Below are 25,129 nucleotides of genomic sequence, written 5' to 3' on the forward strand. Positions count from 1 at the left end.
AAATGAAACGGAGTCTGATTCTACCTCGACTGAAGTAGCCTCAGCCTCCGTAGAAATGCCACAACAAGATGAGCAAATCCTACAACACCATACAGACAATTCTCCTAAGGAAGGTTTTTTTGCACGGTTTAAGAAAGGCTTAAGTAAGACACGACAGCAATTTGGAGACGGTATTGGTCGTTTGTTGCTTGGCAAAAAGGAAATTGATGCTACCATTCTTGAAGAGCTTGAAACTTTATTGTTAAGCGCTGACTTGGGAATTGAGACTTCACAAGCCATTTTAAAGCAACTTATAGATGAGTTGGCGAGAAAACAGCTAACCGACGGCTCTACAGTTTTTCAAGCTCTAAAAAAGCGTCTGGAAGATATTCTTTCTGTGTGTGAAAAACCGTTGAACGCTGAGACATCTGATAAATCCCCCTTTGTGATTTTAACGGTAGGGGTTAACGGGGCAGGTAAAACCACTTCCATTGGTAAGATGGCTAAACAATTTCAGCAGCAAGGCAAAAAGGTAATGCTAGCTGCGGGTGATACTTTTCGTGCCGCTGCAGTTGAACAATTGCAAGTCTGGGGAGAGCGTAATCAAATTCCTGTTATTGCTCAACATACTGGCGCTGATAGTGCTTCCGTAATTTATGATGCCTTACAAGCGGCAAAAGCGCGCGGTATTGACATTTTAATAGCAGATACAGCAGGTCGTTTGCATACCCAGGGCAACTTAATGGAAGAGCTTAAGAAGGTTAAGCGGGTTATACAAAAATTGGATCCTCAAGCTCCTCATGAGGTCATGCTGGTATTAGATGCAAGCATTGGGCAAAATGCATTAAATCAAGCTCGTCAATTCAATCAGGCTGTTGGTTTGACCGGTATAATGATGACAAAGCTTGATGGCACAGCAAAAGGTGGGATATTGTTTGCAATTGCGAATGAGTTAAAAATACCTTTTCGTTATTTGGGGATGGGAGAAAAAATTGATGATCTTCGTCCCTTCAATGCATCACAATTTGTTAGAGCAATTTTTAATGATGATCAAGTTTGACCAAATTACTAAGCGTTATCCGGGTGGCTTTGAAGCATTAAGCCAGGTTAATTTTTCTTTGCAGAAGGGCGAAATGGCTTTTCTTACAGGTCATTCCGGAGCCGGGAAAAGTACATTGCTTAAATTAATCGCCATGCTTGAAATTCCTTCCTCAGGTCAGATAATGGTCAATGGGGTGCGTTTGAATCAACTGAAGAAAAAAGATATTGCTGCTTATCGCAGTAGCTTGGGAATTACCTTTCAATCCCCTCATTTATTAAATGATAGAACTATTTTTGATAATGTCGCTTTACCTCTTCAAATTCACGGACTCACTCCTCCCATGATTACGAAAAGAGTTCATGCGGCGCTGGACATGGTTGGTTTATTAAGTAAAGAAAAGATGTTACCAGTTCATTTGTCAGGTGGGGAGCAGCAACGTGTAGGAATTGCCCGTGCTGTGGTACACAAACCAGCATTGCTTTTAGCCGATGAGCCTACCGGAAACCTTGACCCTAGTTTGTCATCGGAAATTATGAAGTTATTTGCGCAATTTAACCAGGTAGGTGTCAGTATTCTTATTGCCACTCATGATCTTGCGCTGATTGCAGGAATGAAACATCGCATCGTTATGTTGAAAGGGGGTAGGGTGTGTTAAAAAAGATTCGCTCACTTGCTTCCTACCATTTACAAGCAGCAAGCAATAGCCTTAACTTACTTTGTCGCAAGCCCATGGCAACGATGATGACAGTTATTGTGATTGCTATTACCTTAACATTACCCGCTTTATTTTGGGTTTTTAGTGATAATCTTGAAAAGATGGCCAAAAACTGGCAACAAGGTGGTCATATTTCTCTTTATTTGAAACCCTCCTTAACAACAGCGGAGGAAACTGCTGTGCTTGAGCGTGTACAAGCGACGGAAGGGGTGGGTAAAGCTAGTCTGAAATCTCCTGCAGAAGGATTGGCAGAATTGCAACAGCAGGAAGGCATGCATGATATTATGCGCTATCTTCCGGAAAATCCGCTACCAGCGGTGATTGAGGTTGTACCAACACTTGCGATTAACCAGCCTTTTCAGATGGAGAACTTATATACTCGCTTACAAGCATTACCACAAGTAGAGCAAGCCAAGCTAGATATGGAGTGGATAACTCGCTTGCATGCAATTCTTGGTTTTGCCAATAAAGCGGCTCATGCTGTGATGGCACTTTTGGCTTCAGCAGTAGTTTTAATTATTGGCAATACGTTGCGTCTGGCTATTCACAATCGTCAAGAAGAAATTCAGGTATTGAAATTAATTGGTGCTACAGATCCTTTTATTGCTCGGCCTTTTTTATATTCAGGAATATGGTACAGTCTAGCCGGAGCGATAATGGCTGTGCTTTTTGTGAATATATTTATGCTAAGTTTTGCAGTAGCGATTAAGCAGTTGGCCGCTGCTTATCAGATGAACTATCCCATTATGGGATTATCTGTAAAACAGGCTTATTTGCTTGTTCTGGTTTCTACTCTGTTAGGGTGGTTAGGTGCTAAATTGTCAGTAAATCGCCAACTTGCTTCAATTGAGCCCTATAATTAGTTATAATGAAGGAGTTTTTACCAAGTCGTCCTGTATAACCTCTCTAAGCTAGCATTCTTACAGCTTAGAATGGCTATTTGGACGTTACGCTTTAGTTGATTGTCCTTTTATCGAGTATGATGTTGGTAATGGAGGATGTATATGAATCAGCAGTTACAGTTAGGATCATTAAATTTGCCCATTGGCAGCCTTGATGCTTATATTCATCGTGCCAATCAAATACCAATGCTCTCTGCTGAAGAAGAATATGATTGTGCTGAACGTTTCCAGACTGAAGGAGATTTGGAGGCTGCTCGTCGTCTCGTTCTCGCTCATTTACGTTATGTAGTACGTGTAGCTCGTGGTTATTTAGGTTATGGTTTGCCGCTTAATGATTTAATCCAAGAGGGTAATATTGGCTTAATGAAGGCAGTTAAACGTTTCGACCCTAAAATGGGAGTACGCTTAGTTTCCTTTGCCGTTCATTGGATTAAGGCTGAAATCCATGAGTTTGTTCTTCGCAATTGGCGTATTGTTAAAATTGCTACTACTAAAGCTCAGCGAAAATTATTTTTTAATCTTCGCCATATGAAAAATCGTTTAGGTTGGTTTAGTCGCGAAGAAGTCGACGCTGTTGCTAAAGATTTGGGCGTTAGTCGTGAAGATGTATTAATCATGGAGCAGCGTCTTAATGCGATGGATGCTCCTTATGATGCACCTGTCTCTGATGATGACGAAGATGCATTTAAGTCCCCCTCCCACTATTTACATGATTCAAATAGCGATCCTGCTCAGCTAATTGAACAAGAAATGAGTGGTGAGCATGGGCGCGAGCAATTATTTCTAGCTCTTGAACAATTAGATGAGCGCAGTCAAGATATCTTACAGCAACGATGGTTGTCAGATGATAAAGCAACCCTACATGATTTAGCCGATAAATATGGGGTCTCTGCTGAGCGGGTTCGTCAGCTCGAAAAAAATGCCATGAAAAAACTTCGTCAATATATGGAAGAAGTAGCATAGCTTCTTTGGCCATTCTGGTTAAAAATAATTTATAGATAGTCATTTTATAGTTGGGTCTTCGACCCAACTATTCTAGTCTAGGGTCTGTTTACAATTCTACTATCAAGGCTTTCGACTCAAGCAAGCGAATTGTAAACAGACCCTTCTATGTTTTTATTTAAACTAGTAAAGTCATTGATTTGATGATTATTTTTTATATTATCTATAAAATAGAAAGATGTTTATCTCTTCTAATGGAGAGGCGTAATGCTATTTACAACAACTTTGGTTAGTGGGGCTATTGCTACTAAATATATCATTGGATTAGTTACTGGAGGGGGGGTAGCGGGCGCGGGAATTAGTACGGGCGTGTTTCATTACCTAAGTAAACGTAAAAAACCTGATGATGTTGATCTAGAACGTGTTGAACGGCAAAAAGCTCGAGAAGACGCACTTGATAACATAATTGAAGATGTAGATGAGCGTCTAGAGCTGACTATTCAAGATTTTAAGGAAAATTCAACGGAAATTTCGTCAACCATTAATCTATTTAAAGAAGTTTTTCAGGATGTTTTTAATAAAACACAAGAGTTAGGCGAAGTTGCTCAATCAATAAGAGAGAATGAGAAAAAAAGGCTCGCAGAACTAGAAAAAGCGCAGAAGGAATTGCAATTGAAAATCGAGGAAGTAAGCGAGCAACTGATTAAATCGGAAAAAATGCGTGAAGAGCTTCGAACAAAGTTAACTGAGGTTGGGGAGCAACTGCTGAGTTCATCAACAAAAATTGTTGAAGGGGAAAAAGAGATTGAAGAGCTTCGTCTCTTACAGGAAAAGCAAAAAAAGGAGAATCAGGAATTAGCTGATGCTTACAAGGAGTCAATCCAATCAAATGAAGCACTCGAGAGGCAACTAAATCAGGCCATTGATTTGTTGAAAAAGAAGCAACAACAAATTAATTCATTGCAGGAAAATTTGAGCTCAGAAAAGAAAAATCCGCATACGAGTACATTTTTTTCAACTCAAAGTACACTTTAAGGAAATTTATGAAAGAAAATGAAAAGCAAGAGGCCGAATCCCTTGTAATTGAAACAGTTAAAAAAAGTGCCTTTGACTCAATTCAACACCTTAAAAAGCAACAGGAAAGAATTGCCTTATTTAAATCAGACTTAGATCTTCTTCTCAAACGTTATAATAGTAAAAAAAGTTTGTTTGGCACTCTTGCTGATTGGTATAGCGACCAATCACTATGGAGGCAAATAACGATTGTAATATCTGCTTTGATAGCAACAACATTGATAGGCCTTTTGGTCAGTATGCTGGTGACATATAGTTTACTTTTAATAGGTGGAGGGATGATTTATTTATTCCAAGACTTTCATAATGTTGAACAAGAGAGAGCGGAATTATTCTGCAAGGATATTCTAAAAATGCAAGAAGATATGACGCAATCTGTAAAGTCATTAAATGAAATAGAGACTAAGTTGTTTGATCTTTTTCAAATACTTGCAAAGAAGAATGAAGAGTATGCCGCAATAATTACTGATCTTAAAGACAAGATAAAATATCTCCAGGAACAAATTGAATTTTTTGAAGAAGCCTTGAAAAAATTAAAGGAAGTTAATGAGAGTATCATTGCTGATACAAAAGAAATTCATGATTTAAGTAATACCTTTAAGCAACAGATATCTGAACTGCAGCAAAAATTCACTAATTTAGATGTAGAGAAAGATGTTTTAAGTAAAATGCAACGTATTCAATTGTTGCTGCAAGAAAGTGAAAACTCCCTTGCTCAACATATTCAGGATTTAAAAAAAGAAAAACTGGCTGCAAAAACTGGGGAAAGTACATTTGAACAGACGCTTACAGATGGAAAAGTAAGAGTTGCTCAAAGTAAAGAAACACTTGCAAAGGTTAGTAGCATTCTTGAAAAGTTTAAAATGGAAGATGAAGCCATTTTGAGTAAAGAGCATGAAGAGGGTGGTCATCACATGCGATTTTTTGAGAAATCAGCGAAGCGCCCAGAGGGTTTAAGAACAGAAACCATTTATGCTCCGCAGTAAATTGTATAGTTATATATTATTTCCTCTAGTTGCTATGTCTTTACATGACTTGAAAAAAACAACTAGAGGAAATGCTAACTTTAATTTTATGGAGCTTGGATTTTATTTTTGATATAGACTCCAGCGGCTTTTAAATTATCATCTGTCCAGATGTCATTTGCACAAGTATTTGTTTTCCATATTGCTCCAGAGCGAAAGTCATCTGAGTAGTTCCAGTTGGTCCAGCCAATTTTTTTGCTAGCCATAAGCACCATATAGCGATCAGACATCACAAAGTCATTAGCACCATCACCGCTATAAGTTTGCGTACCAAACTCTGTCACGAAAATTGGTAATATTTGAGAGGCCTTATCCAAGGCATTCAAATATTCATCTTTATGAGACGCTGCATAAAAATGAAAGGTGTACATAATATTGGAAAATTGAAGTGGGTTATTAACAATTTCTTGATAATTACTGCCATCTGAGATTCCAAGTGAACTCCAAGCACGAGTGCCAACAAGGATTGGGGCTTTCGCATCAATTGCTCTAATTACAGGAATAATTTGGTCCGCATAACTCTTGATGGTGGCCCAATTGACCCCATTGGGCTCATTGGCAATTTCATACAGAATGTTATTTTTATTTCTATGAGCAGTAGTGATGTCTGTAAAGAATTTTTTAGTGCGCTCTAAATTGTAGTTTGGATCGCCTGGATTCAAGATATGCCAGTCGACAATTACATAAATTCCGCGATTATAGGCTTCATTAATTAAATCACTAACTTGCTGGGTAAACGCTGTTGGATTGGTTTCATATCCTCCTTCCTGCACATACAAAGCGAGTCTTATCACATTGGCTTTAAAATTATTGCTCAAGGTATCTAAAGACTTAGATGTTACACAAGTACCCGAGCCGTACCATTGCAGCCCATGAGTACTCATTCCTTTCAGCTGGACTACATTGCCATGCTCATTACAAAGCTGTGTACCACAAACAGTTAACTGTCCGTTAATGGCAACAGGTGTTTCTGCATTTTTAGGACTTAAACTTATTGTTTCTACGGCATTAGCTGAAGCTGTTAGTGGTTGAGGAGAAAAATGAATTGAATAACCAGCTACTGTATCTGCCGAAAGAGTGTAGATTACACCTCCTGTTAATAAAACAGTACTAGAACCGGACCCATTATTTAAATCAATAGTGTGCGATATAACCGTTGAATTATCATTCGGAGTGAAGTTCACTTTTAAAGATTGCAACGTTGCAGGAGCTCCCGTAACATTTAGTGTGACTAAATTTTGGATAACCTGAATACATTGATAGGTTAAGTTGCTTGTGGGAATAGTAGTTGCGCTAGCTATTATACTAGCTGGGGTAAAGGTTGGCGTGCAATTATACCCATTATAACTTATTGTCGGTGTTGATAAGTTGTAAGTGCTACCTTCTTTTAATTGGGAGATGGTGGTGGAGGTATTCCAGTTTAATGATTGTGTGATTGAGTTTCCTGTTTGGTTTTGCATTAGTAAAACAGAGGGATTACTAGTATAGCCTGTCAATTCACTAGGAAGGGGCTGTAAGTTGATTACAATTTTACCCGCTTGTTGAGCCAAAGTGTAATTAATTGTTGCACTAGCAATTTGATCAGCCACTAAAGTTAAGGTATTGGGTTGAACACTACCTTGATAATTATTGCCATTGCTGTCGGCGACATTTTCAGCTGCTAAAGAATAAGTCCCGGTGGCTAATCCAGGAAGAGTGACAGTGGACGACCAAGGCAATTGAATATCATTGACGAGCTGGCCATTGAGGGATAAATGAATAAGTGAATAATTTTGAGGCACATTATTAGGTTTGGTTGAAGCATTGTGTAACACAAGTGTGCCGGTTTCAACAGCAGTTCCCAAATAAACATTGGTGCTACCTTCAATATGGTTATCCGAACTGACGCCATATTTAATTTGGATTGAACTACCTACAGGTAATTTGGAATTTGCTCCAGGATAAGAAGGGAAATGTAAATTAAGCGTTGCTAAAAAATTTCCGTCGTTTTGATTTTGTGAAAAAATATTTAAAGCATTATCGGGATAGGGTAAAGGAGCAAAATCCCCCCAAAATGAAGTATTGATTGCAGTGGTGCTTTTAAAAGAAACTGTTGCATTTTGAAAATCAACTTCCTTTTCACAGTGATTGGTCAATTTTAAAAGCATTGATTTCCAGTAAGGATCGCCTATTGCAGTAAATTGCGAAGTGATACAGGTGGTTGGCTGCGCAATCGTAGGAAAGGGTTGAGCAATTGCTCCTTGGGCAATTGTCACTAAAATGCTTAGATGAAGTATTTGTTTTTTCAAGATATTGCCTCCTTTCAATAAAGTTGGTTTCACAGAGTCCCTCACAGCATTAAAACAATCAATATATGTAACACGATGCTATCAATGAAACAAACTGCAATTTAAGATAGTTTTTAACCTCAGGTTATTGTTACTTACCCATCAAATTAAGGGGCGCTACCAGTGAACGTGTTTCTAGAAGATAAATTGTTGAGGAATTAGGTATAGTTCTTTTATTTTCATGCTTGGGTATTTACTCTTCGACATTGTCTAATCGTTTTTTAAGCTTTAACTTGGTTTTTTCATCCGCAAAAGAGGAGGCAATTGCCATGGCTGTAAATTCCTTCATTTGCTCATCAGAATATTGATAAAACGTTTGTACCCGTTGATATTCTTTTGCCAAGTTAGTACGGTAAAAAGGAGGATCATCTGAGCCTAGGCTAATGATAAGGCCTGCATTCACTAATTGCGGTAAGGGGTGGTGCGAAAAATCTTGAAAAAGACCTAATGCAATATTACTAGAAGGACAGATTTCCAGGGCAATGTTTTTATCTTTAAGTAGCGCAAGAGTTTCTGGGGAGTGGATTGCTTGCACACCATGTCCAATGCGCTTAATGGGCAAATGCTGGATTGCCTCAAGCATACCACTTGCTGGAGCAAATTCTCCTGCATGAACAGTGCAGCTGAGGCCACCTTCAGCAGCAATCTTAAAAGCTTCACTAAATAACTTGGGAGGAAATTTAATCTCGTCACCACCTAGTCCAAAACCGACAATGGCAGGAATATTCTCTTTGAGGGCTTGTTTAGCCACTTTAATTGCTGATTCAGAACCAAAATGGCGAACAGCAGTAATGATAATACGTCCAATAATCGCATATTTTTCTTCGGCATCGTCAATAGCCTGTTGTATCGCTTTTAAATGTTCGCTTGAGGGAATCTTGCTTGATTGCTCTGCATGATCGGGAGAATACATCATCTCTATATAGAGAGTGTTTTCTTGTGCGTTCGCTTTTAAGTAGTCAAAGGTAATGTCATAGTAGTCTTCAGGACGTTTAATGACGGAGGCAACGACATCAAAAACTTTTAGGAAATCGAGGAAATCCTGATAAGAGTAGCTATTACCATCTTCATCAAAAATTGTTGTTGGCAAAGAAATTTTGTTCCTTTTGGCAAGTCGTTTTGCCAAATCAGGCAGAATGGTTCCTTCAAGATGAGTATGTAATTCGGCCTTTTTTATTGTCATGACGGGTATCCTTTTTTGATGCTATAGTATTCTTAGATGGTAACTTATTACAAAAAACGATAAAATTACTTCTTTATGACTATTATATGCTAAACAGGATTATTCATGAGCAACCAAGATATTGATAAAGCTTATGTAAGCCCCTACGATAAATTTTTATATGAGTTTGATGCTACGCATGAGAAATCAAAATCACAATTAAAAGAAATTAAGAAACACCAGCGAATTTTCTATCTTCGTGACAATCCTAATCCAGAGGGTGATAAGGATGAAATCTGGGAAGGATTCTAATAGAGCGCCTCCAATCTGTTGTGTTATCAGTCATCTTTCATTTTAGCTAGAATAAACTTATGCTTTGGCAGGCAGCCTCTTAAGGCTGCTCTTTATTTTGAGTGACAATACTGGCTGTGTGCTGTTGCAGTTAAATTTAATTAGCCAATGATGACGTGCAATCCTTTATAGGCAAGTATTGTTAACAATGATGCTGCAGGGAGTGTTAGTATCCAAGACATAAAAATATTACGGATAACAATCAAGTTTAATGCACCAATACCGCGAGCTAAGCCAACGCCTAGTACTGCTCCAACAAGCGTTTGTGTCGCTGAAACAGGAATCCCAGTACTGGTGGCAACAACCACAGTAGTTGCTGCTGCAAGTGTTGCTGCAAAAGCACGACTAGGAGTTAGTGCTGTAATAGAACTGCCTACCGTTTCAATGACTTTTCGCCCGTACATGAGAAAGCCAATAACCACTCCCGCGCAACCAAGGAAAATAATCCAGGCAGGATAATTGGCTGTTCCTAAATCGGCATTCTGAAGAAGGCTATAAATGATGGTTAAAGGGCCTACTGCTAAAGCAACATCGTTAGAGCCATGAGCAAACACCATGGCACAGGCAGTTAAACCCATGAGTACAGCAAAATACTTTTCAACTTGAAGAAAACGCTCGCGTCGTCTAATTCGTGGCATTTCAGGGATATGCTTGATAAAGATCATGCCAATTATCGTCAAACTAATGCTGGTTGCCAGCGTTACAGCTAAGTCTTGCTTTAGATTCAAATGAATATCGAAATGATTTAGTCCTTTAAAAACGGTAATAAAGGATAAAATAGACCCTACTAAAAAAAGATAAATGGGGACATACCATTTTGCTTTTTCCAGAGGATCACTTTTTATAAAAATAGTTTGTTGAATACTTAAAAATAAGGCATACGCCGTAATTCCTGCAATAAGAGGAGAGGTAAACCAGCCAATGGCTATGTGAGTAACTTGCTCCCAGTGAATTGCATTAGTCCCCAGAACTACGGAGCCAAATCCTACCATAGAGCCTACCAATGCATTAGTTATTGAGACGGGAACGCCTAAATAGCTTGCAAGATTCATCCATACAGTACAAGCGATTAAAACGCTTAACATGCCTTCAATAAGAATCAAAGGTTGATTAGATAATTGGCTACTATTGATGATGCCATCTCTCATTGTTTCGGTGACGCCACTACCACCCAGAAAAGCACCGGCAAATTCAAATACAACGGCAATAATCATCGCCTGCCGTACAGTGATTGCTTTTGAGCCCATGGTAGTACTCATGACGTTAGCAAGGTCATTAGCCCCTACCCCCCAGGTCATTAAGAAACAGAAAACAACTGCAAGAATAAATAATACAAAAGAATAATCCATAGGAATTTACTACCGGGCAATAAGAATTTGTAGCCGACCACCCACCGTTTGAGCATGATCAGCCAAGTCACCAATCCATTGAACCAGTTTATAGAGAAAGACTACGTCGATGGCAGGTAAATCCTTTTCCAACTCGAAAATACGATGTCTTATGTCAGCTAGTTTATCGTCGCTGTCATGCTCGATTTCGTCAAGGGTAACAATCATTTCCTCAACAATCTTAACTTCACTGCCGCGAAAACCACTTTCGAGTAGCTCATCTAGCTCATTAATCGCTTTACAGGCTTGTCTGGAGGCATCCAGGCAACGATCAAGAAAAGGCATGAATACAGCAATCAGAGGTTCAGGAATCACCATTCTTCGACTAACAATTAAACCAGCGATATCCTGTGCTTTATTAGCGATACGGTCTTGAGCACTGAGCAATTCAAGTAAATCAGTACGTGAGACTGGTAAAAATAAACCAGTCGGCAAGTGAAGACGTAGATCCCGTTTGATTACATCGGCTTCTTTTTCAATACTTGAAATCTTTTCTTGAATATTTTCAGCAGCTTGCCAGTCTTGTTTTAAGACGGCCTCAAAAAAAGGGTGTAATTGTTTCGCACAATGATGCGCTTTCCGCATATGTTGTTCGATGGGCCGAATAGGTGAAGGCCCAAACATATTAAATATGCTACCCATATCGTTTAGTATCTTTAAAAAGACTAGGGGCAATTATAAACCAAACTGAAGTTTGTACAACTATAAGTTACATATTCCTGTTGGTTTGATTCCCCAATGCTTGAGATCCTGTGTTGTCCTGCTACACTTTGGAATATTAACAAGGAGTGTTAGCATGAAAAAATGGTTACTGGGTCTGTTTTTTTTAGCAACAAATGTCTTTGCACAACCATTAATGACGAAAGTGATACAGTTGCATTATCAGAATGCAGATACTGTTATTCAATTGGTACAGCCACTGCTTCAAGATGGTGAGCAAATCACCGGGACAGGGCAAACGCTTATCGTCAAAGTAAGCCCTAAAACACTCACTCAATTACGCACTATTTTGCAAAAAATCGATCAGCCTCCTGTCACATTTGAAATTACTGTTTTTCAGGGAGATCCAGATTGGTTAAGCACACAAAATGATAATACAACTGTTATAAGCACCTCTTCACAACAAAATCAGCAACGCCGTCAATCTGTACAAGTTATGAATGGTGAGTCAGCCTTTGTTAGCACGGGTCAAGATCAGCCAGTTATCAGTTCTGTAGGGATCGGCTGGTGGGGGCCTGGTATCACTTACGATCGTCGTATGGTGCAAAATGGATTACTCGTGGAGCCGGTTTTGCAGGGACAAAAAGTAAAACTTACTGTGCGACGCATTCGTGAAGAGGATAGCCGCGTTAGCAATCAACAATTTAATGACCAACAAGTGGTTACTACAGTCATGGTTCCCCTTAATCAATGGGTTTCGTTGGCAAGTCCTCAAGGTGATGCTCCAGCTGATTCAGACACACAGGTAATTCGAGCAGGAGATCAATTTTCACAAAATTCAACTTTATATATCAAAGTGAATATCGTCAAAAAAGAAACGTCAGGTATTCAAAAATAACTTGCAAAAAATTAATTGAGTTCGTCATAAAATATAGTTTGTGGCGAATTCAATTTTCAATTTGTGCAAAAATTAAAAATTTTTGCTATTTCTTAACAATTAACTGCTAATTTCAAATCCTTTGGCTGATCAGGAATTGATAAAATTGAAGCTGAAATTTTGAAAGAGGTAATTTATGGAAAGGGTGAAAAATCCGCAAAACATATTTGATGAAAAAGAAAAGCTAGAGCCACAAAATAAAATACAAAAAAATAGCTGTGAAGCATGTCGCAAAAGAGGGTTGCCTATTTGCCTGGGCCATGGGGGCGGCGGAGGTGGTGGTGGTGATGAAGAAGAGTTGACACAAGAAAGCTCAGGATACACGAATACTAAATCTCAGGACGATTTATTGCATAATGTTCCAGTAGTGAATGTGCCAGAGTTTATGCAAGGAGAAGCTGATTATATCGATGCAGAATCTCCAGGTGGCTCATTGAACACTCCCGTATTGGAGAAGCAATTGTCACTAAAATTAGAACCTAAAAATTGGCTAATTTTATTAAAGAAATTGGTCGATTTAAAAAATGCCGGTTTGCTAATTGTTGATGAACAGGCTTCAAAGGGAATTCTTACTATTACGAGTAAGGTCTCTCCATTTGGAGATAATGCGGCCTTGATAGAAGATTATTTAGCACTTCTTCATGAAGAATTTACCAAGTTCACAAAGCAGTTGCACAAAGAAGGAGTTGATGTGGCTGGTTTCACAGAGACGAAATCATACAATAATTTGGTGTTTCGAATTCCTTCAACGACAAATTATGATCGCTTTATTAATCAATTAAAAAGCCAAGATTTGTTGTTGTCCGCGAAAGGACTGGAAAATACTGTCGAATCTGAGGATGAATATACGCCTTGTGACATTTCGCCATTGTCTACGGTGCCAGTTCCTAAAAACGAAAAGAGCAGAAAAAATAAATAGATTTGCCTCCCTAAACTTGACAATGAGTCGCTCTGGCAAAACAATAACTCACTTCGTTACTCTGTACCTCTCCGAGGTACAGTAAACTTCCAGAGGGCAATTATGCAAATAGCCAGTATCAAAGGACGTGAGATTCTTGATTCGCGGGGTAATCCAACTGTTGAAGCAGATGTGATTTTAACAAATGGGGAAATGGGGCGAGCCAGTGTGCCTTCAGGTGCTTCTACAGGCAGCCGTGAAGCTTGTGAGCTTCGCGATGGAGATAAGGCGCGTTATATTGGTAAGGGTGTTCGAAACGCTGTAGCACATATCAATCAAGAAATTAATCAGGCTTTAAAAGGTTTTTCTGTCGATGAACAAGAGCAGCTAGATACTCGGCTTTGCGAAGTGGATGGTAGCACGAACAAGGCTCGGTTAGGTGCTAATGCACTTTTAGCGGTTTCCCTTGCCAGTGCCAGGGCTTACGCCAATACCATTAAAAAACCTTTATATGTTGCCTTAAATCAAGGCCAAATGATGTCGATGCCAGTGCCAATGATGAATGTGTTGAATGGTGGGGCTCATGCCGACAACAATGTTGATATTCAAGAATTTATGCTAATGCCAATAGGTGCTCCTGATTTTCCAACCGCATTACAGATGGGAACAGAAATTTTCCATGTCTTAAAAAGTGTATTAAAAAAACAAGGATTAAATACCGCTGTGGGTGATGAGGGTGGCTTTGCCCCTGATCTTAAGTCCAATAAGCAAGCTTTAGATATGCTGGCTCAGGCTGTTGAGCAAGCCGGTTATAAATTGGGTTTAGATGTTGTTTTTGCTCTTGATGTTGCCGCGTCTGAATTATTTCATGATAGTTTTTATCATCTGGCCTCTGAAAATAAAAAGTTAACTAGTGATGAGCTGATTGCTTACTATGATGAACTATTAACCCAATACCCCATAGTCAGCATTGAGGATGGCCTGGATGAAAATGATTGGCAAGGATGGAAGCAACTAACAGCTACCTTAGGGAGTAAATTGCAATTGGTAGGTGATGATTTGTTTGTTACCAATACTCATATTCTGCAAGAGGGGATTACCCAAAAAATGGCTAATGCAATCCTGATTAAGTTAAATCAAATTGGTACCTTAAGTGAAACCAGACAAGCTATTCGTCTAGCACATGCAAATGGCTATCGCTGTGTCATGTCTCACCGGTCGGGTGAAACAGAGGATACATTTATTGCCGATTTAGCAGTTGCAACGGGTTGCGGGCAGATTAAGACTGGATCTTTGTGTCGTACAGATAGAGTAGCCAAATACAATCAATTATTACGCATTAATGAAAGTGCTTCTTTGAGTTATGCTGGTAAAAATGCGTTATATCAAAAATAATCCCCCCAAAATTTAAAAAGAGCCTTGATTAAAGGTCAAAGCTCTTTTTTTGTTCATATAATTTAATTCTTGTTACAGATTCGCAAAAGGCAAGGACAAGTATATAATGGATTAAAATTCTTCTAAACATACCCCTCATGCGAATAATGATTTTAATTTTGCTCTTAGTGCTGATTGGCCTGCAATACAAATTATGGTTGGGGGATGGCAGCGTATTACAATGGATTAATCTTGAAAAAAAGCTGGAAGTTCAAGCTGACGAAAACGAAAAATTGCTTGCTCGTAATCGCGCTATGGAAGCAGATATTCTCGAATTAAAAAGTGGTGAGCAAGCTTTGGAAGAACAAGCCCGGTATGAATTAGGCATGGTGAAAGAGGGCGAAGTCTACTATCAATTTGTTGATTAAACATCTATCAAAAGATTACAGAAGCCGGCCATGGTGCATGATATTAGCATTGAACAAGATCTGATTAGAATCTATTGTCCCATAGAATCGTCGAGTTTAGTTCCCGGATTAGGCTTTTTGCTGTCATCCGGGCCTTAAGTTAAGGATTTCTTCCGGGGGACGCAAATCCGTTGCTGTTGAATTTAATAGTGCAGGCATAACGGCAAGCGGCATACTTAGGAACAGTTTTGCCATGCTTGGTGATATCAGCATTGGTGTAACGACAGAGAATACTGCTACCGCGCCTATACAAATGGCCAGCTGCGCCATCTTCCTGTACTTTAGGACCTGTCAATGAGTTGTATAGAAGTTTTGCTTGTTTCCCCTGAAGAAGGACTTGTGTACCAGATGCTGCTTGGATATTGAAAGCAGAAAAAACTCCGAGCACTAATAAAAATAAAGGTAGATGTGATTTCATACTTTGCCTCCTGCGTAAGTATTCCAATGAATTTATAGCATAAGGATGTAAAACAATCGAATTATCCTATTACTGAGCTCACCAATTAAGATTTGTAAAGCTTGCAGCGGTGTGTTTATATTTTAATGGGAAGCTTTTACATTTCAATTGAAGCTAATTAGTAAAACTATAAGGAAGGTATTCTCTATGGATTGGAGCATTGGAAAACAAGTCAAGCTTAAAAACTCATTGATCATCTTATCGATTCTATCATTAATGGGATTATCGAGTTCGCCCTCAGCCTTTACAAATGGACAATTAATATTAATCAATTCACTGGGTATAGTTGTTAATGGCAGTTTAGGTGGCACTGCTTCAAATATTAAAGTACAAGTCAATGATTCTACAGGAGTTTGTTCGACAACGGCATCTTTGGCTTATGGTGGGGTGATTACGGTTTCCTGGAACAGTGCTAATACACATTCATCAACGAAATGTACGGACATTGTCAGTGTAGATGTCTCTGCTTTAAAAACAACAAGTGGGGTTGTGCAATATGATAGTACCGCTAACCCGACTCCACCGGCCGTTGCTACGGCACCTACAACTTTTCTCGCTCCAACAACACCAATTGCCAATATTGCTCTCATTGTTACCGGTAATGCCTCACCTGCCATGACTAACAGCACGACTTCCTGGGGTTCATCAGTAGGAGTTCCACCGATTTATCTAACTTCTAATGGTAGTATTTCTGTGACCGGAATTATGGGTGGGGTAGGTATGGAAGGTTTGAAAGCTGAATCACTTATGCTTCGCTATGGAATAATGCCTGTTCGTCTGAAATCTGCCATGGAGTAAAAGTTGGGCTTTAACGCCCAACCTATGTGATACGTATCTGTTTAAGGCAAACATAGCCAAATGATACTTAGGGAAGCGATTAGCCCTAATGCCCACACCGTAGTGCGCAAGGTTGCCCAATTAAGCAAGTAAAGAAGATGATACACACATCGCGAAAGCAAATAAAAAATTGCAAGACCCTGTATTGTGTGAGTTATATTGTGGGTGACTAAGGCAGTTAAAATAGCGGCTGAAAAAATAATTAATGATTCAAAGCTATTTTGGTGGGCTGCAACGGCGCGGGCCCCAAACCCGGAGAGTGTTGCTTGTTGTATTCTGGGATGATTATTATCATGTCCACCAGGTTCTTTTCTCATAGCTACGACTACGGGAATTTTTGAAAGATAAGGAAAAAGACAGGCAATAAATAAGCATAAGATGAGTGTGTACATGCTCGCTACCTCGTATTTATTATTTTTAATATCGTAGCTTGTTTGTGGTGCTGGCGGCAATATGATGATAATAAAAAGTGATTGAAAAATTTATATTTTTTTTGTCAATTGGCTATTTGGCTGTAGAAGGTTTTATGTAAATATTGCATGTATACAACTGAACAAATATTAGAGTGGACCGAAAATACTTTTGGAGATGATTGCTAAGAGAAAATGCATAAAACTCAAATATCACAAACTGATGCGGTTTTAAAAAGAAATCATGAAATAGAAAAGAATCAAAATAACTTATCTAATTAACTAGTGAATAACACTTCCGCTCAATGATATTATTGGGCAATAATCAATTCTATAGAAATAGGAATGAATCATGAATGCCTTACCTCAATGTCCAAAATGTAATTCAGAATATACCTATGAAGATGGTGCGCTTTTTATTTGTCCTGAATGTTCCCATGAGTGGGCAAAAGATACGGTAGAAAATCTAACTGACAGTGTACGTGTTATCAAAGACGCGAATGGGAATGTACTACAAGATGGCGATACGGTTACAGTGATTAAAGACTTAAAAGTCAAAGGCTCCTCATTGGTTGTGAAGGTAGGTACTAAAGTCAAAAACATTAGATTAGTTGATGGTGATCATGACATCGATTGCAAAATTGATGGCATTGGTGCGATGAAATTAAAGTCGGAGTTTGTTAAAAAAATATAGAGTCTAGTTCATCTAATGTCATCATTGCTACAATAATGCACTATTTTGTTGGCTTGGGCTCTATGGAAAATGGGGTCATTCCAGACTTATCCTGACCCTGTTCTCTATCAGATACTTGAGCTAATTCTGCCATACTTTGTTCTTGGCGTAATCCTGATAACTCTTTTTTCATCATCATTTGTGTATTATTCGAGCCTTCTAAAGCTTCATATCTCTGCCTTGATTGCTCTATCTGCTGCGCTGTAGGAGGGGTTGGATCGGGGAGATGAATTCCATGCTTTGCATAGGCTTGTGTAGCGTATGCCCGTAAGTGATCAGGAAATGAACCTGGTTCCCCAGAGGGGATCATGTTAAACTGCCCCCCTAGTTTTGCTGCCATTTCTGCACATTTATCAATACTTTCTTTTGTCCAGTTATCCGAAACAAACCGACCACCTATTCCATTGAGCATGACATAAAATGATGAACCATTTTCTAGTGTAACTTGATGAATATCTTTAAAAAATTGATTTTGTTCCTTACTTTTTTTCATTGGTGAGGGTTCAGGTGCTCTACGTAGCTCATTTGTGTATAGCGTGGAATTAGAGCTTTTAACAAATTCTGGAAGTGAGTCAAGTTCACATTTTTTTATTGCAATTTGCATGTCAAATGCAACCTGTTGAATTTTTTTGTTAAACTCATCTTGTTCTGACTTTGATAGATTAGCTTTCGCAATTTTTTCGAAAGCTTCGCGTGCCTCCTCACCAGTTAATGCATATCTCATTACAGCTTCACTTAAATAAAAGCAAATAGACTTCCTGCTAACTTAATAATTAAGCAATGATCGGGTAAAAATCAAGAACGCCTAAAAATGGGCATTTAAACTGCAATTAAATCAATTGCCATCACAGAAGGTGGCTTGTTCCATAAACTCAAAACGTAGCCACCGCCCCCTGAGCCTGTTGGTTTGACGGCTAACGCGCCTGCATCAAGTAGTTTTTGCATATGCTGTTGCAGGGTTTCGCTAATGAGCCCCCAGGTTTTGAAGCAATCTGCAGCTTCTTGTATGGCTTCGGCTAAATTAGCTAGCGAGGTAGTATGATTTTGCTCCAGGGCTAGGTAAGCTTTCATGACGCTGTCATGCATTGTTTGGTCAATTCGTTGTGCCCTTGTTTCATCGTTATCCCATAACTCCTGGACTTGATTGATGCAATGAGATGTAATGCCAATTTGACCACAAGATGAAAGGAACCAGTGTGGCTGCCAAGCTTGTTGAATGGGTGTAATGTCGCCTTGTTTAAAATAAGTGCCTGACTCCGCAGCAACTCCTGCAATATCAAGACCACTACTTTTGCCATGAAATAAATTTTCCAGTTTTTTTGCAAAAGAATAAATTGACTCTTGCGTTAACATCCCTGTTGCTGCAAACCAGCGAGCCATAGCCACACAGAGGGCTGCAGATGCCCCCATACCAACACCAATAGGAATATCATTGTAGAGATGAAAATGACCACTCAAAGTGTTGAGAGATTTGCCAAGTAATTGCTGGCCTTGTTCTAAAACGCTCCAAAATAGCAAATGGATATCAGCGCTATTGTGTCCTTCATAATCAGCACTTAATTTAGAGTTGGTGCGCTTATAACTTAAAGTTAATGTTTTCCCTGGGATAGGGAAAACAAGAGCTCCGTGCCCGCGAAGAACTGCGTGTTCACCAGCGAGAATCCACTTGCCATGGGTGGTAGTTTGAAAATCATAGGACATCGTAATTACCAACTAAATGATCTCGTTTAAATTGCATTGCCATTTCAGCTTGCTCAGGACGATATAGTAGATGAATATTAGGACCAGCATCCATGGTTACTAATGGTCCATCGCCCTCGCGTTGCCATAGGTCTTGCAAACTATGCAAAGCTTGATGTGTTTGTTCAGTCATATAGGAGAAGGGTTCTGTACAGTTCATAAATAACTGATGCATATCTTGAAATTCACGCCAACAGATTTGATAAGCACTTTTCCAATCTTGTACTTCAAGTGCTGTGAGTAATACTTTTAAATTTTCAGTAGCCCGCTGACTACGAGTTGGATAATGACTGCTTGTTTTGACACGTCGGTGTGCTTCTTTCGAAGATACTTTCTTTTCCTCATGACTAATGACAATTACTTGATGTTCCAAGTCTTTATAGGGCAAATCAACGGCAGTAACGTTATCTTCCTGCCAAAGAGCCCATGGAGAAAAAAAAGAGCGGCAAGAAGAACCTGAACCCAAACGACTTAGTTGCGCTTGTATTTCAATGGATGGCAGTGGTTTATTAGTCAATTCGCTCAACGCTAACATACCACATTTGGTAAGTGCTGCGAAACTTGAGGCAGAACTTGCAAGGCCGCTACTATGAGGGAAGTTATTTGAAGAGCGAACAATAAAAGCACCACTAAATAGAAAATACTCTTTAAGACGAGCCAAATGCTCCAAAAAACGGTTTTGTGCCGATGGAGACAATATGAAAGTCCCGGCTCCGGGTATCTCTAATGGTTCCCAAAAGTCTTTCCGGCCACTTGTTGTTTCAAGCACCACACTACTTAAAAGATTATTTAAGGTATAAGATAGAGAAGCATTATCCGGTATATTGTGAACCTCATCTTTTTTACCCATGTATTTAATCAAGGCAATATTTGATGGTGCTTGTGAAAACCACTGCATAATTGATCTCCTCTTAGGTGTTCACCTTAACAATCCTGTTTACGCTAATTTTCTAGATACTGCAAAATTATAATAGCATCCTACGAGCAAGTCGCGTGATGATAATAGTTCCTCTTTAACACTGTTCTGTATCTCCTCTTCTCATTTGCTGCTTTGCAGGAGTTCTGGAAGAGTTCTAATAATTCCTGCTCTGAAGTTACCCTGTATTTTTTAATGGCCAGGAGTATCATTCCACAGAATCTTATGAAGTTGCAGCTGAAATCTGACTGGTAATTTATCGACGACTATCCAATCGGCAAGTGCCGTTGGGTTTAATTGATTCCAGCTAGGCGAAAACAAAATTTGTGTCCGTTGTGACAAATTATATTCTGTCATAATTTGGCAAGCCCATTCGTAATCTTCACGGCTACAGAGTACGAACTTAATTTGATCGGTTGCTTTTAAATAAGTCAAATTGCTAAATAAATTTTTGCTTGCTTCGCCTGAGTCAGGTGTTTTTAAATCCATCACAATCATGACGCGCTTATCAACTTGGCTTAAATCGCGTGCGCCGCTGGTTTCTAAAGAGACGTTATAACCTGCATCACATAATTCATGAAGCAAGGTAATACACCCTGGTTGAGCTAAAGGCTCTCCACCTGTAACACAGACATAGTTACAGTCATAAGAGGCTATTTTTTCCAAAATTGCATTAATAGCAAGGATTTCTCCGCCGCTAAAGGCATAAGCGGTATCGCAATACTGGCAACGCAATGGGCAACCAGTTAAGCGGACAAATACCGTGGGTAAACCCACGGTAACCGATTCGCCTTGCAATGAATGAAATATTTCTGTAATGCGTAATTGCTGAGTACTACTTTGTTTCATGAAACGCCTAAGGACTCTAGTTTTATAGTGGCTAATTGTGCGGTTGGTGTATCGGGGTAATTTCTAAGAACTTCTTGTAAGCGCATTCTTGCATCTTCAATTTTACCGGAAGCCGCGAGTGCATAGCCAATTTTTAAAGTACTGGCTGCTGCTTTACTTGATGAAGGAAATTGTTTTAAAACAATCTCAAAATGCTCGATAGCCTTAGAATAATTATTTTTAACTAAATAAAGCTCACCTAGCCAATATTGTGCATTAGCTGTGTAACCACCTTGTGGATAATGGGTCACAAAAGTCTGCATTGCTTTTAAGGCCTCATCAAAACGTTTGGTTTTAACTAAATCGTAAGCAGCAAGATAGCTTATTTGCTCATCAGCTGGATTGCCACGAGAGGCATGGTTTACAGGTTGGACGCTAATATTTTCTTTGGGTGTACTGGACTTGACCGTGCTTTCGACTGGGAGAGTTGACGTTTTGGCTGCTGTGGAGTCATCAATAGATAACGCTGTTGGTTTATCTTCAGGGATTGCTTGCGTCGCTTGAGCCGATTTACCAGGATTACTGCTTCGTAGGCGAGCATCCAGATCTTTATAGAAAGCTAATTGTTGTTGTTGTAATAATTTTAAATCGTGAGCTTGTACTTCTAACTGTCCTCGTAACTCTTGAAGCTCTTGCTGCATCCCTTGCAATTTATCAAGTAATCCTGCGTTAGCATCGTTACTAGTACGATTATCTTGCGCAAGAGCAATCTCTTCCTCGTTGTCAATATCTTCCAACTGAGCTTTGGCAACAGGCTGCTCTGTAGCGGCCTGTTCATCCAAAATCGCAAAATTTTCGCTATCATCAACTACGGGTGCCTCGGCAAAAACCTGAGAAGAAACAATCCAGGTGAAGCATAAGCAAAGTAGAAGTCGATGGGATTTAATCATCGGGTAGCCTCATAAGTTAGCTCGACACGACGATTTTGCATGTGAGAACCTTCGTCATGACCGAAGTTAGCAGGACGCTCCTTACCGTAACTTACAACTCGAATTTGATTTCTACCTACACCAGCCATACGCATTAATTCGGCAACGGTATCAGCACGGCGCTCTCCGAGGGCGATGTTGTATTCACGACTACCGCGCTCATCTGTGTGACCAGCCAGCAAAACGCGTGCACCTGGGTGAGTTTTTAAGTATTCAGATTGTGCGTTAAGAGAAGCAGTATATTTTGGATTAAATGAACTATCATCATAAGAAAATAGATAAATTTGATTATGTGGTGCTTGAGTTGTATATGATTCACCAGGCTCTTGACCAGCAAAACGACCTAACTGTCCCAGACCATGAGCAGATGCTCCGCCAGCACCACCCATGCCATCAGCACTACCTGGTGTTTTTGAGCAGGATGCGAGCAGCACTACGCTGGCGGCAACAAGTCCCAACTTTAAAAACGATCTGGCTTTCATCCTCTTATTCTCCTTTTTATTCGAATTACTAATTATTTAAACCTGAAAAAAATTTTCTATTTTCAACGTATAAAAATAAAGACACGATGTTTTGGCAACTATTTTTTACGTCAAAGCGCCACAATGGCGGCTCATTGTACAATTGTTTTCTGTATTTCGCTATTGTCTCTGGTATTTAAGTGCAAATCATCAAACTAATGATCCTTGCTAATCTGTCTCACTACAAACTTGGTAAGCTCTGCAGTGAATAATTCCGTCGCGCGATTCGCGGCGATAACGCCGCCATAGGGTGTATCTGCTGGGCAAGGCACTAGATGGCTGAAAATTCTTGAAGCCACTACATGATTATCTTCTACCTGAACTAATACAACTTTGATAACAAATTTGATTTTACTTGGTTTTGTTAAAAAATTTTGTTGTAACTCGATTAATTGCGTATCAAGACGATACTCAGCTATCTCAGCCCCAGGACTTGAGGCCACTACACGAAAATACCCACTGCGTTGTAAACTTTGGACAAGAAGAGGCAAAAGCATTTCTGCAGGTTGGTCCACCCAGGTGCTATGGACAAAAGGTGTTAATTCGTAAGCTTTGTCGGTATATAACATTTCTTCGCCTTGATAACCAGCAACAGCATCAGGAGTATTAACGAAAATGGAATGACTAGATGGTTGTTTTGACAATTGTTGTTTACTAAAAGCTCCCAGTTTGTATTGATCAGTAACCAACGGTTTTACAGAGCAACCCATCAAGAGAATTTGCATGCAGGCAAGTAAAATCAAACTATATTTTTTCACAATTACTCTCCTGGTCCATTTTTGGGTGGCTTGGTTCCGCGGATAATAACGGAAGGATTTTGGCGCATTTGTGCACTGATTTTTTCAAGATTAGCGGCGATGACATCAAGCCGGCGCAGTAAAACTACTGTCGGCGGAACTGCTTGCTGCGAAATTTTATTAATTGCCAATTTCCCTGCTTGCATGGTTTCTGCTATTTCATCGCCAGCATGACTAACAGAGTTTGCCATGGTATTGAATTTGCGTACACCGACTTTCAAATCAGCCACAACCGCTGGAAATTGTTGACTAACCTTGGCGGCGTTATTTAAAAACATATCAGCACTTTGTAAGCTTTGATGAATATGCTCGCTATCTTTAGCGAGCACATCAGTCACGGTTTTAAAGTTGGCGAGTGTTTTCTTAATATACTCTGCATTTTCTTTATCAAATATGCGGCTAACTTCAACACTAACTTTATTAACGTTTTCAGAAACTTCTTTAAGTACACTATCGAGCTGATGAAACAAAGAAGGCTTTGAAGGGATGATGGGGTAAAGATGCTTTGGGAGTTTTTTTAAAGGAGTGAGGTCGGACGAACTTGCCGATAGACCTACATAGGTAGTACCCGTTATTCCTTGTGAAATTAATGTGGCGCTTGTACTTGTGGTAATCGGAGTTCCTTCTTCAATATTGAGTAGAAGTTTAACTTGTTGGGGGTCATCCTGGTTCAATTCAATTTTTCGAACAAAACCAACCTGAACGCCATTAAATTTTACTGCGGCCTCATTACTAAGGCCTGATACTGCTTCATGCATATAGACTTCATAAGTCAGGTATTTTTTTTGCTCGAAGCCGACCGATAGCCACAAAGCTGATGCGATCAAGCCTGCTATAAGAATCAGGACGATAATACCGACAACTGTGTAGTTGGTTTTTGCTTCCAAAAAGCACGCTCCCCTGGTTATGTTTCTTCAGTTTAAAGTTTACTGAAGTATTCAGCAATTAACGGATGCTTATTGTGCATAAGCTTATCAAGTGGTCCAATATCTAATATTTTCCCCTCGCCAACGAATGCTATCCTATCTGTTGTGCGTTTCAATGACTCAATGTCATGACTAATCATGACAATCGTCAGATCAAGGGCATCCCTTAAAAAAACAATCAATTCATCAAATTGTCTTGCACTCCGCGGATCGAGTCCTGTAGTTGGTTCATCCAGGAATAATAATTCAGGATCCATTGCAATAGCTCGCGCTGCTGCAGCACGTCGCTGCATTCCGCCGCTTAACTCGGAGGGAAATTTTCCGGCAGCTTCCTTTGGTAATCCCACCAAGGCAATTTTAAGCATGGCGAGCTCTTCCATAAAGGTTTTCTCAAGTGTTGTAAATTCTCGCATAGGGAAAGTTATATTTTCTAGCACTGTCATCACAGAAAAAAGAGCACTATGCTGAAATAACATTCCCCAACGTCGCCGCAAAGCATTGGCTTGATTGCTCGTCAGCGTTGAAATATCCTTACCAAAGACTTTTAAGCAGCCGGCTGTTGGCTTCAGTAGCATGAGAAGGCTACGTAAAATAGTTGTCTTGCCGCTGCCGCTGCCGCCGATGATGGCAAAAATTTCTCCTTTTTCCACCGTAAGGTTCACATCAGAGTGAACCCATTGCCCACCTAAATAATTTTTTAATCCTGTAATTTCGATGATGGGTTCATTCATG

At 39.6% G+C, this 25,129-nt stretch carries 28 protein-coding genes; 13 read left to right on the top strand and 15 right to left on the bottom strand.

Features of this window, described 5'->3' with window-relative positions; all coding sequences use genetic code 11:
* Nucleotides 1-55 precede the first annotated feature (55 nt).
* From ftsY to Lbru_RS04995, 6 genes are all read left to right on the top strand, one after another.
* On the top strand, nt 56-1,039 hold the full coding sequence (gene ftsY / locus Lbru_RS04970) for a signal recognition particle-docking protein FtsY (RefSeq protein WP_420795312.1): 984 nt from the start codon (nt 56-58) through the stop codon (nt 1,037-1,039).
* The gene (gene ftsE, locus Lbru_RS04975) at nt 1,026-1,676 is read left to right on the top strand and encodes a cell division ATP-binding protein FtsE (RefSeq protein WP_058441127.1); all 651 of its coding nucleotides are present in this window, start codon (nt 1,026-1,028) and stop codon (nt 1,674-1,676) included. Before ftsY ends, ftsE begins: the two co-directional genes overlap by 14 nt.
* Nucleotides 1,670-2,599, top strand: coding sequence for a permease-like cell division protein FtsX (ftsX, locus tag Lbru_RS04980; RefSeq protein WP_058441090.1), 930 nt, complete (start codon nt 1,670-1,672; stop codon nt 2,597-2,599). Before ftsE ends, ftsX begins: the two co-directional genes overlap by 7 nt.
* Nucleotides 2,600-2,740: 141 nt before the next feature.
* Nucleotides 2,741-3,601: an RNA polymerase sigma factor RpoH gene (rpoH, locus tag Lbru_RS04985; protein WP_058441091.1), complete on the top strand. Its 861-nt coding sequence runs from the start codon at nt 2,741-2,743 to the stop codon at nt 3,599-3,601.
* Nucleotides 3,602-3,847: 246 nt separating this feature from the next.
* Nucleotides 3,848-4,615 carry a hypothetical protein gene (locus Lbru_RS04990; RefSeq protein ID WP_058441092.1) on the top strand — a complete coding sequence of 256 codons (768 nt, stop codon included), beginning with the start codon at nt 3,848-3,850 and terminating at the stop codon, nt 4,613-4,615.
* A gap of 8 nt (nt 4,616-4,623) precedes the next feature.
* On the top strand, nt 4,624-5,640 hold the full coding sequence (locus Lbru_RS04995) for a coiled-coil domain-containing protein (RefSeq protein WP_058441093.1): 1,017 nt from the start codon (nt 4,624-4,626) through the stop codon (nt 5,638-5,640).
* Nucleotides 5,641-5,726: 86 nt separating this feature from the next.
* Here the strand turns inward: Lbru_RS04995 and Lbru_RS17615 are convergent, their stop codons facing one another.
* Both Lbru_RS17615 and Lbru_RS05005 read right to left on the bottom strand, forming a co-directional pair.
* The gene (locus Lbru_RS17615) at nt 5,727-7,967 is read right to left on the bottom strand and encodes a glycoside hydrolase family 5 protein (protein ID WP_202967535.1); all 2,241 of its coding nucleotides are present in this window, start codon (nt 7,965-7,967) and stop codon (nt 5,727-5,729) included.
* 232 nt (nt 7,968-8,199) lie between these two features.
* A complete protein-coding gene (locus Lbru_RS05005) occupies nt 8,200-9,189 on the bottom strand; it encodes an adenosine deaminase (protein WP_058441094.1) in 990 nt (329 codons plus the stop codon).
* 105 nt (nt 9,190-9,294) lie between these two features.
* Between Lbru_RS05005 and Lbru_RS05010 the strand changes: the two genes are divergently transcribed.
* Nucleotides 9,295-9,480 (top strand): CBU_0585 family protein, encoded by a 186-nt coding sequence (locus Lbru_RS05010; RefSeq protein WP_058441095.1) that lies wholly within the window; start codon nt 9,295-9,297, stop codon nt 9,478-9,480.
* Nucleotides 9,481-9,620: 140 nt separating this feature from the next.
* On the opposite strand, the gene Lbru_RS05015 is transcribed toward Lbru_RS05010, so the two are convergent.
* Complete coding sequence (locus tag Lbru_RS05015) at nt 9,621-10,868, bottom strand: inorganic phosphate transporter (RefSeq protein WP_058441096.1); 1,248 nt, start codon at nt 10,866-10,868, stop codon at nt 9,621-9,623.
* 9 nt (nt 10,869-10,877) lie between these two features.
* Nucleotides 10,878-11,549 carry a TIGR00153 family protein gene (locus Lbru_RS05020; protein WP_058441097.1) on the bottom strand — a complete coding sequence of 224 codons (672 nt, stop codon included), beginning with the start codon at nt 11,547-11,549 and terminating at the stop codon, nt 10,878-10,880.
* Nucleotides 11,550-11,703: 154 nt separating this feature from the next.
* On the opposite strand from Lbru_RS05020, the gene Lbru_RS05025 reads away from it, so the two are divergent.
* The 4 genes from Lbru_RS05025 (at nt 11,704) to ftsB (ending at nt 15,204) form a co-directional block, all read left to right on the top strand.
* A complete protein-coding gene (locus tag Lbru_RS05025) occupies nt 11,704-12,465 on the top strand; it encodes a type II/III secretion system protein (protein WP_058441098.1) in 762 nt (253 codons plus the stop codon).
* Between the two features lie 175 nt (nt 12,466-12,640).
* On the top strand, nt 12,641-13,423 hold the full coding sequence (locus Lbru_RS05030; protein ID WP_058441099.1) for a hypothetical protein: 783 nt from the start codon (nt 12,641-12,643) through the stop codon (nt 13,421-13,423).
* A gap of 102 nt (nt 13,424-13,525) precedes the next feature.
* A complete protein-coding gene (eno, locus tag Lbru_RS05035; RefSeq protein WP_058441100.1) occupies nt 13,526-14,797 on the top strand; it encodes a phosphopyruvate hydratase in 1,272 nt (423 codons plus the stop codon).
* A gap of 137 nt (nt 14,798-14,934) precedes the next feature.
* The gene (gene ftsB / locus Lbru_RS05040; RefSeq protein WP_058441101.1) at nt 14,935-15,204 is read left to right on the top strand and encodes a cell division protein FtsB; all 270 of its coding nucleotides are present in this window, start codon (nt 14,935-14,937) and stop codon (nt 15,202-15,204) included.
* Between the two features lie 139 nt (nt 15,205-15,343).
* Here ftsB and Lbru_RS05045 read toward each other — a convergent pair whose 3' ends face one another.
* The gene (locus tag Lbru_RS05045; protein WP_058441102.1) at nt 15,344-15,661 is read right to left on the bottom strand and encodes a hypothetical protein; all 318 of its coding nucleotides are present in this window, start codon (nt 15,659-15,661) and stop codon (nt 15,344-15,346) included.
* A 186-nt stretch (nt 15,662-15,847) separates the two neighbouring features.
* Between Lbru_RS05045 and Lbru_RS05050 the strand changes: the two genes are divergently transcribed.
* Entirely contained in the window at nt 15,848-16,498 is a 651-nt protein-coding gene (locus Lbru_RS05050; protein ID WP_058441103.1) for a hypothetical protein, read from the top strand.
* 41 nt (nt 16,499-16,539) lie between these two features.
* Here the strand turns inward: Lbru_RS05050 and Lbru_RS05055 are convergent, their stop codons facing one another.
* Nucleotides 16,540-16,929, bottom strand: a complete 390-nt coding sequence (locus Lbru_RS05055; protein WP_058441104.1) for an MAPEG family protein — start codon at nt 16,927-16,929, stop codon at nt 16,540-16,542.
* Nucleotides 16,930-17,299: 370 nt separating this feature from the next.
* Between Lbru_RS05055 and Lbru_RS05060 the strand changes: the two genes are divergently transcribed.
* Nucleotides 17,300-17,641, top strand: coding sequence for a zinc ribbon domain-containing protein YjdM (locus Lbru_RS05060; RefSeq protein ID WP_058441105.1), 342 nt, complete (start codon nt 17,300-17,302; stop codon nt 17,639-17,641).
* Between the two features lie 40 nt (nt 17,642-17,681).
* Here Lbru_RS05060 and Lbru_RS05065 read toward each other — a convergent pair whose 3' ends face one another.
* From Lbru_RS05065 to Lbru_RS05105, 9 genes are all read right to left on the bottom strand, one after another.
* The gene (locus Lbru_RS05065; protein ID WP_058441106.1) at nt 17,682-18,404 is read right to left on the bottom strand and encodes a hypothetical protein; all 723 of its coding nucleotides are present in this window, start codon (nt 18,402-18,404) and stop codon (nt 17,682-17,684) included.
* Between the two features lie 95 nt (nt 18,405-18,499).
* Nucleotides 18,500-19,381, bottom strand: coding sequence for a mevalonate kinase family protein (locus Lbru_RS05070; protein ID WP_058441107.1), 882 nt, complete (start codon nt 19,379-19,381; stop codon nt 18,500-18,502).
* A complete protein-coding gene (locus Lbru_RS05075) occupies nt 19,371-20,318 on the bottom strand; it encodes a diphosphomevalonate decarboxylase (RefSeq protein WP_058441108.1) in 948 nt (315 codons plus the stop codon). Before Lbru_RS05075 ends, Lbru_RS05070 begins: the two co-directional genes overlap by 11 nt.
* A 210-nt stretch (nt 20,319-20,528) precedes the next feature.
* The gene (gene queE / locus Lbru_RS05080; RefSeq protein ID WP_058441109.1) at nt 20,529-21,185 is read right to left on the bottom strand and encodes a 7-carboxy-7-deazaguanine synthase QueE; all 657 of its coding nucleotides are present in this window, start codon (nt 21,183-21,185) and stop codon (nt 20,529-20,531) included.
* Nucleotides 21,182-22,114 (bottom strand): tol-pal system protein YbgF, encoded by a 933-nt coding sequence (ybgF, locus tag Lbru_RS05085; protein WP_058441110.1) that lies wholly within the window; start codon nt 22,112-22,114, stop codon nt 21,182-21,184. The genes queE and ybgF overlap by 4 nt, the downstream gene beginning before the upstream one ends.
* Entirely contained in the window at nt 22,111-22,635 is a 525-nt protein-coding gene (pal, locus tag Lbru_RS05090) for a peptidoglycan-associated lipoprotein Pal (RefSeq protein ID WP_058441111.1), read from the bottom strand. Before pal ends, ybgF begins: the two co-directional genes overlap by 4 nt.
* Nucleotides 22,636-22,829: 194 nt before the next feature.
* A complete protein-coding gene (locus Lbru_RS05095; protein WP_420795309.1) occupies nt 22,830-23,432 on the bottom strand; it encodes an ABC-type transport auxiliary lipoprotein family protein in 603 nt (200 codons plus the stop codon).
* Between the two features lie 2 nt (nt 23,433-23,434).
* On the bottom strand, nt 23,435-24,358 hold the full coding sequence (locus Lbru_RS05100; protein WP_058441112.1) for an MlaD family protein: 924 nt from the start codon (nt 24,356-24,358) through the stop codon (nt 23,435-23,437).
* Nucleotides 24,359-24,390: 32 nt separating this feature from the next.
* Nucleotides 24,391-25,128: an ABC transporter ATP-binding protein gene (locus Lbru_RS05105; protein WP_058441113.1), complete on the bottom strand. Its 738-nt coding sequence runs from the start codon at nt 25,126-25,128 to the stop codon at nt 24,391-24,393.
* Nucleotide 25,129 lies beyond the last annotated feature (1 nt).

This window comes from Legionella brunensis (assembly GCF_001467025.1).
Classification (GTDB): Bacteria; Pseudomonadota; Gammaproteobacteria; order Legionellales; family Legionellaceae; genus Tatlockia; species Tatlockia brunensis.

What these genes read in the sequence shown, in the direction of transcription:
- ftsY (WP_420795312.1), top strand. Translation starts at nt 56, where the DNA reads ATGCCACAACAAGATGAGCAAATCCTACAACACCATACAGACAATTCT.
- ftsE (WP_058441127.1), top strand. Translation starts at nt 1,026, where the DNA reads ATGATCAAGTTTGACCAAATTACTAAGCGTTATCCGGGTGGCTTTGAA.
- rpoH (WP_058441091.1), top strand. Translation starts at nt 2,741, where the DNA reads ATGAATCAGCAGTTACAGTTAGGATCATTAAATTTGCCCATTGGCAGC.
- Lbru_RS04990 (WP_058441092.1), top strand. Translation starts at nt 3,848, where the DNA reads ATGCTATTTACAACAACTTTGGTTAGTGGGGCTATTGCTACTAAATAT.
- Lbru_RS04995 (WP_058441093.1), top strand. Translation starts at nt 4,624, where the DNA reads ATGAAAGAAAATGAAAAGCAAGAGGCCGAATCCCTTGTAATTGAAACA.
- Lbru_RS05005 (WP_058441094.1), bottom strand. Translation starts at nt 9,189, where the DNA reads ATGACAATAAAAAAGGCCGAATTACATACTCATCTTGAAGGAACCATT.
- Lbru_RS05010 (WP_058441095.1), top strand. Translation starts at nt 9,295, where the DNA reads ATGAGCAACCAAGATATTGATAAAGCTTATGTAAGCCCCTACGATAAA.
- Lbru_RS05015 (WP_058441096.1), bottom strand. Translation starts at nt 10,868, where the DNA reads ATGGATTATTCTTTTGTATTATTTATTCTTGCAGTTGTTTTCTGTTTC.
- Lbru_RS05020 (WP_058441097.1), bottom strand. Translation starts at nt 11,549, where the DNA reads ATGGGTAGCATATTTAATATGTTTGGGCCTTCACCTATTCGGCCCATC.
- Lbru_RS05025 (WP_058441098.1), top strand. Translation starts at nt 11,704, where the DNA reads ATGAAAAAATGGTTACTGGGTCTGTTTTTTTTAGCAACAAATGTCTTT.
- Lbru_RS05030 (WP_058441099.1), top strand. Translation starts at nt 12,641, where the DNA reads ATGGAAAGGGTGAAAAATCCGCAAAACATATTTGATGAAAAAGAAAAG.
- eno (WP_058441100.1), top strand. Translation starts at nt 13,526, where the DNA reads ATGCAAATAGCCAGTATCAAAGGACGTGAGATTCTTGATTCGCGGGGT.
- ftsB (WP_058441101.1), top strand. Translation starts at nt 14,935, where the DNA reads ATGCGAATAATGATTTTAATTTTGCTCTTAGTGCTGATTGGCCTGCAA.
- Lbru_RS05045 (WP_058441102.1), bottom strand. Translation starts at nt 15,661, where the DNA reads ATGAAATCACATCTACCTTTATTTTTATTAGTGCTCGGAGTTTTTTCT.
- Lbru_RS05050 (WP_058441103.1), top strand. Translation starts at nt 15,848, where the DNA reads ATGGATTGGAGCATTGGAAAACAAGTCAAGCTTAAAAACTCATTGATC.
- Lbru_RS05055 (WP_058441104.1), bottom strand. Translation starts at nt 16,929, where the DNA reads ATGTACACACTCATCTTATGCTTATTTATTGCCTGTCTTTTTCCTTAT.
- Lbru_RS05060 (WP_058441105.1), top strand. Translation starts at nt 17,300, where the DNA reads ATGAATGCCTTACCTCAATGTCCAAAATGTAATTCAGAATATACCTAT.
- Lbru_RS05065 (WP_058441106.1), bottom strand. Translation starts at nt 18,404, where the DNA reads ATGAGATATGCATTAACTGGTGAGGAGGCACGCGAAGCTTTCGAAAAA.
- Lbru_RS05070 (WP_058441107.1), bottom strand. Translation starts at nt 19,381, where the DNA reads ATGTCCTATGATTTTCAAACTACCACCCATGGCAAGTGGATTCTCGCT.
- Lbru_RS05075 (WP_058441108.1), bottom strand. Translation starts at nt 20,318, where the DNA reads ATGCAGTGGTTTTCACAAGCACCATCAAATATTGCCTTGATTAAATAC.
- queE (WP_058441109.1), bottom strand. Translation starts at nt 21,185, where the DNA reads ATGAAACAAAGTAGTACTCAGCAATTACGCATTACAGAAATATTTCAT.
- ybgF (WP_058441110.1), bottom strand. Translation starts at nt 22,114, where the DNA reads ATGATTAAATCCCATCGACTTCTACTTTGCTTATGCTTCACCTGGATT.
- pal (WP_058441111.1), bottom strand. Translation starts at nt 22,635, where the DNA reads ATGAAAGCCAGATCGTTTTTAAAGTTGGGACTTGTTGCCGCCAGCGTA.
- Lbru_RS05105 (WP_058441113.1), bottom strand. Translation starts at nt 25,128, where the DNA reads ATGAATGAACCCATCATCGAAATTACAGGATTAAAAAATTATTTAGGT.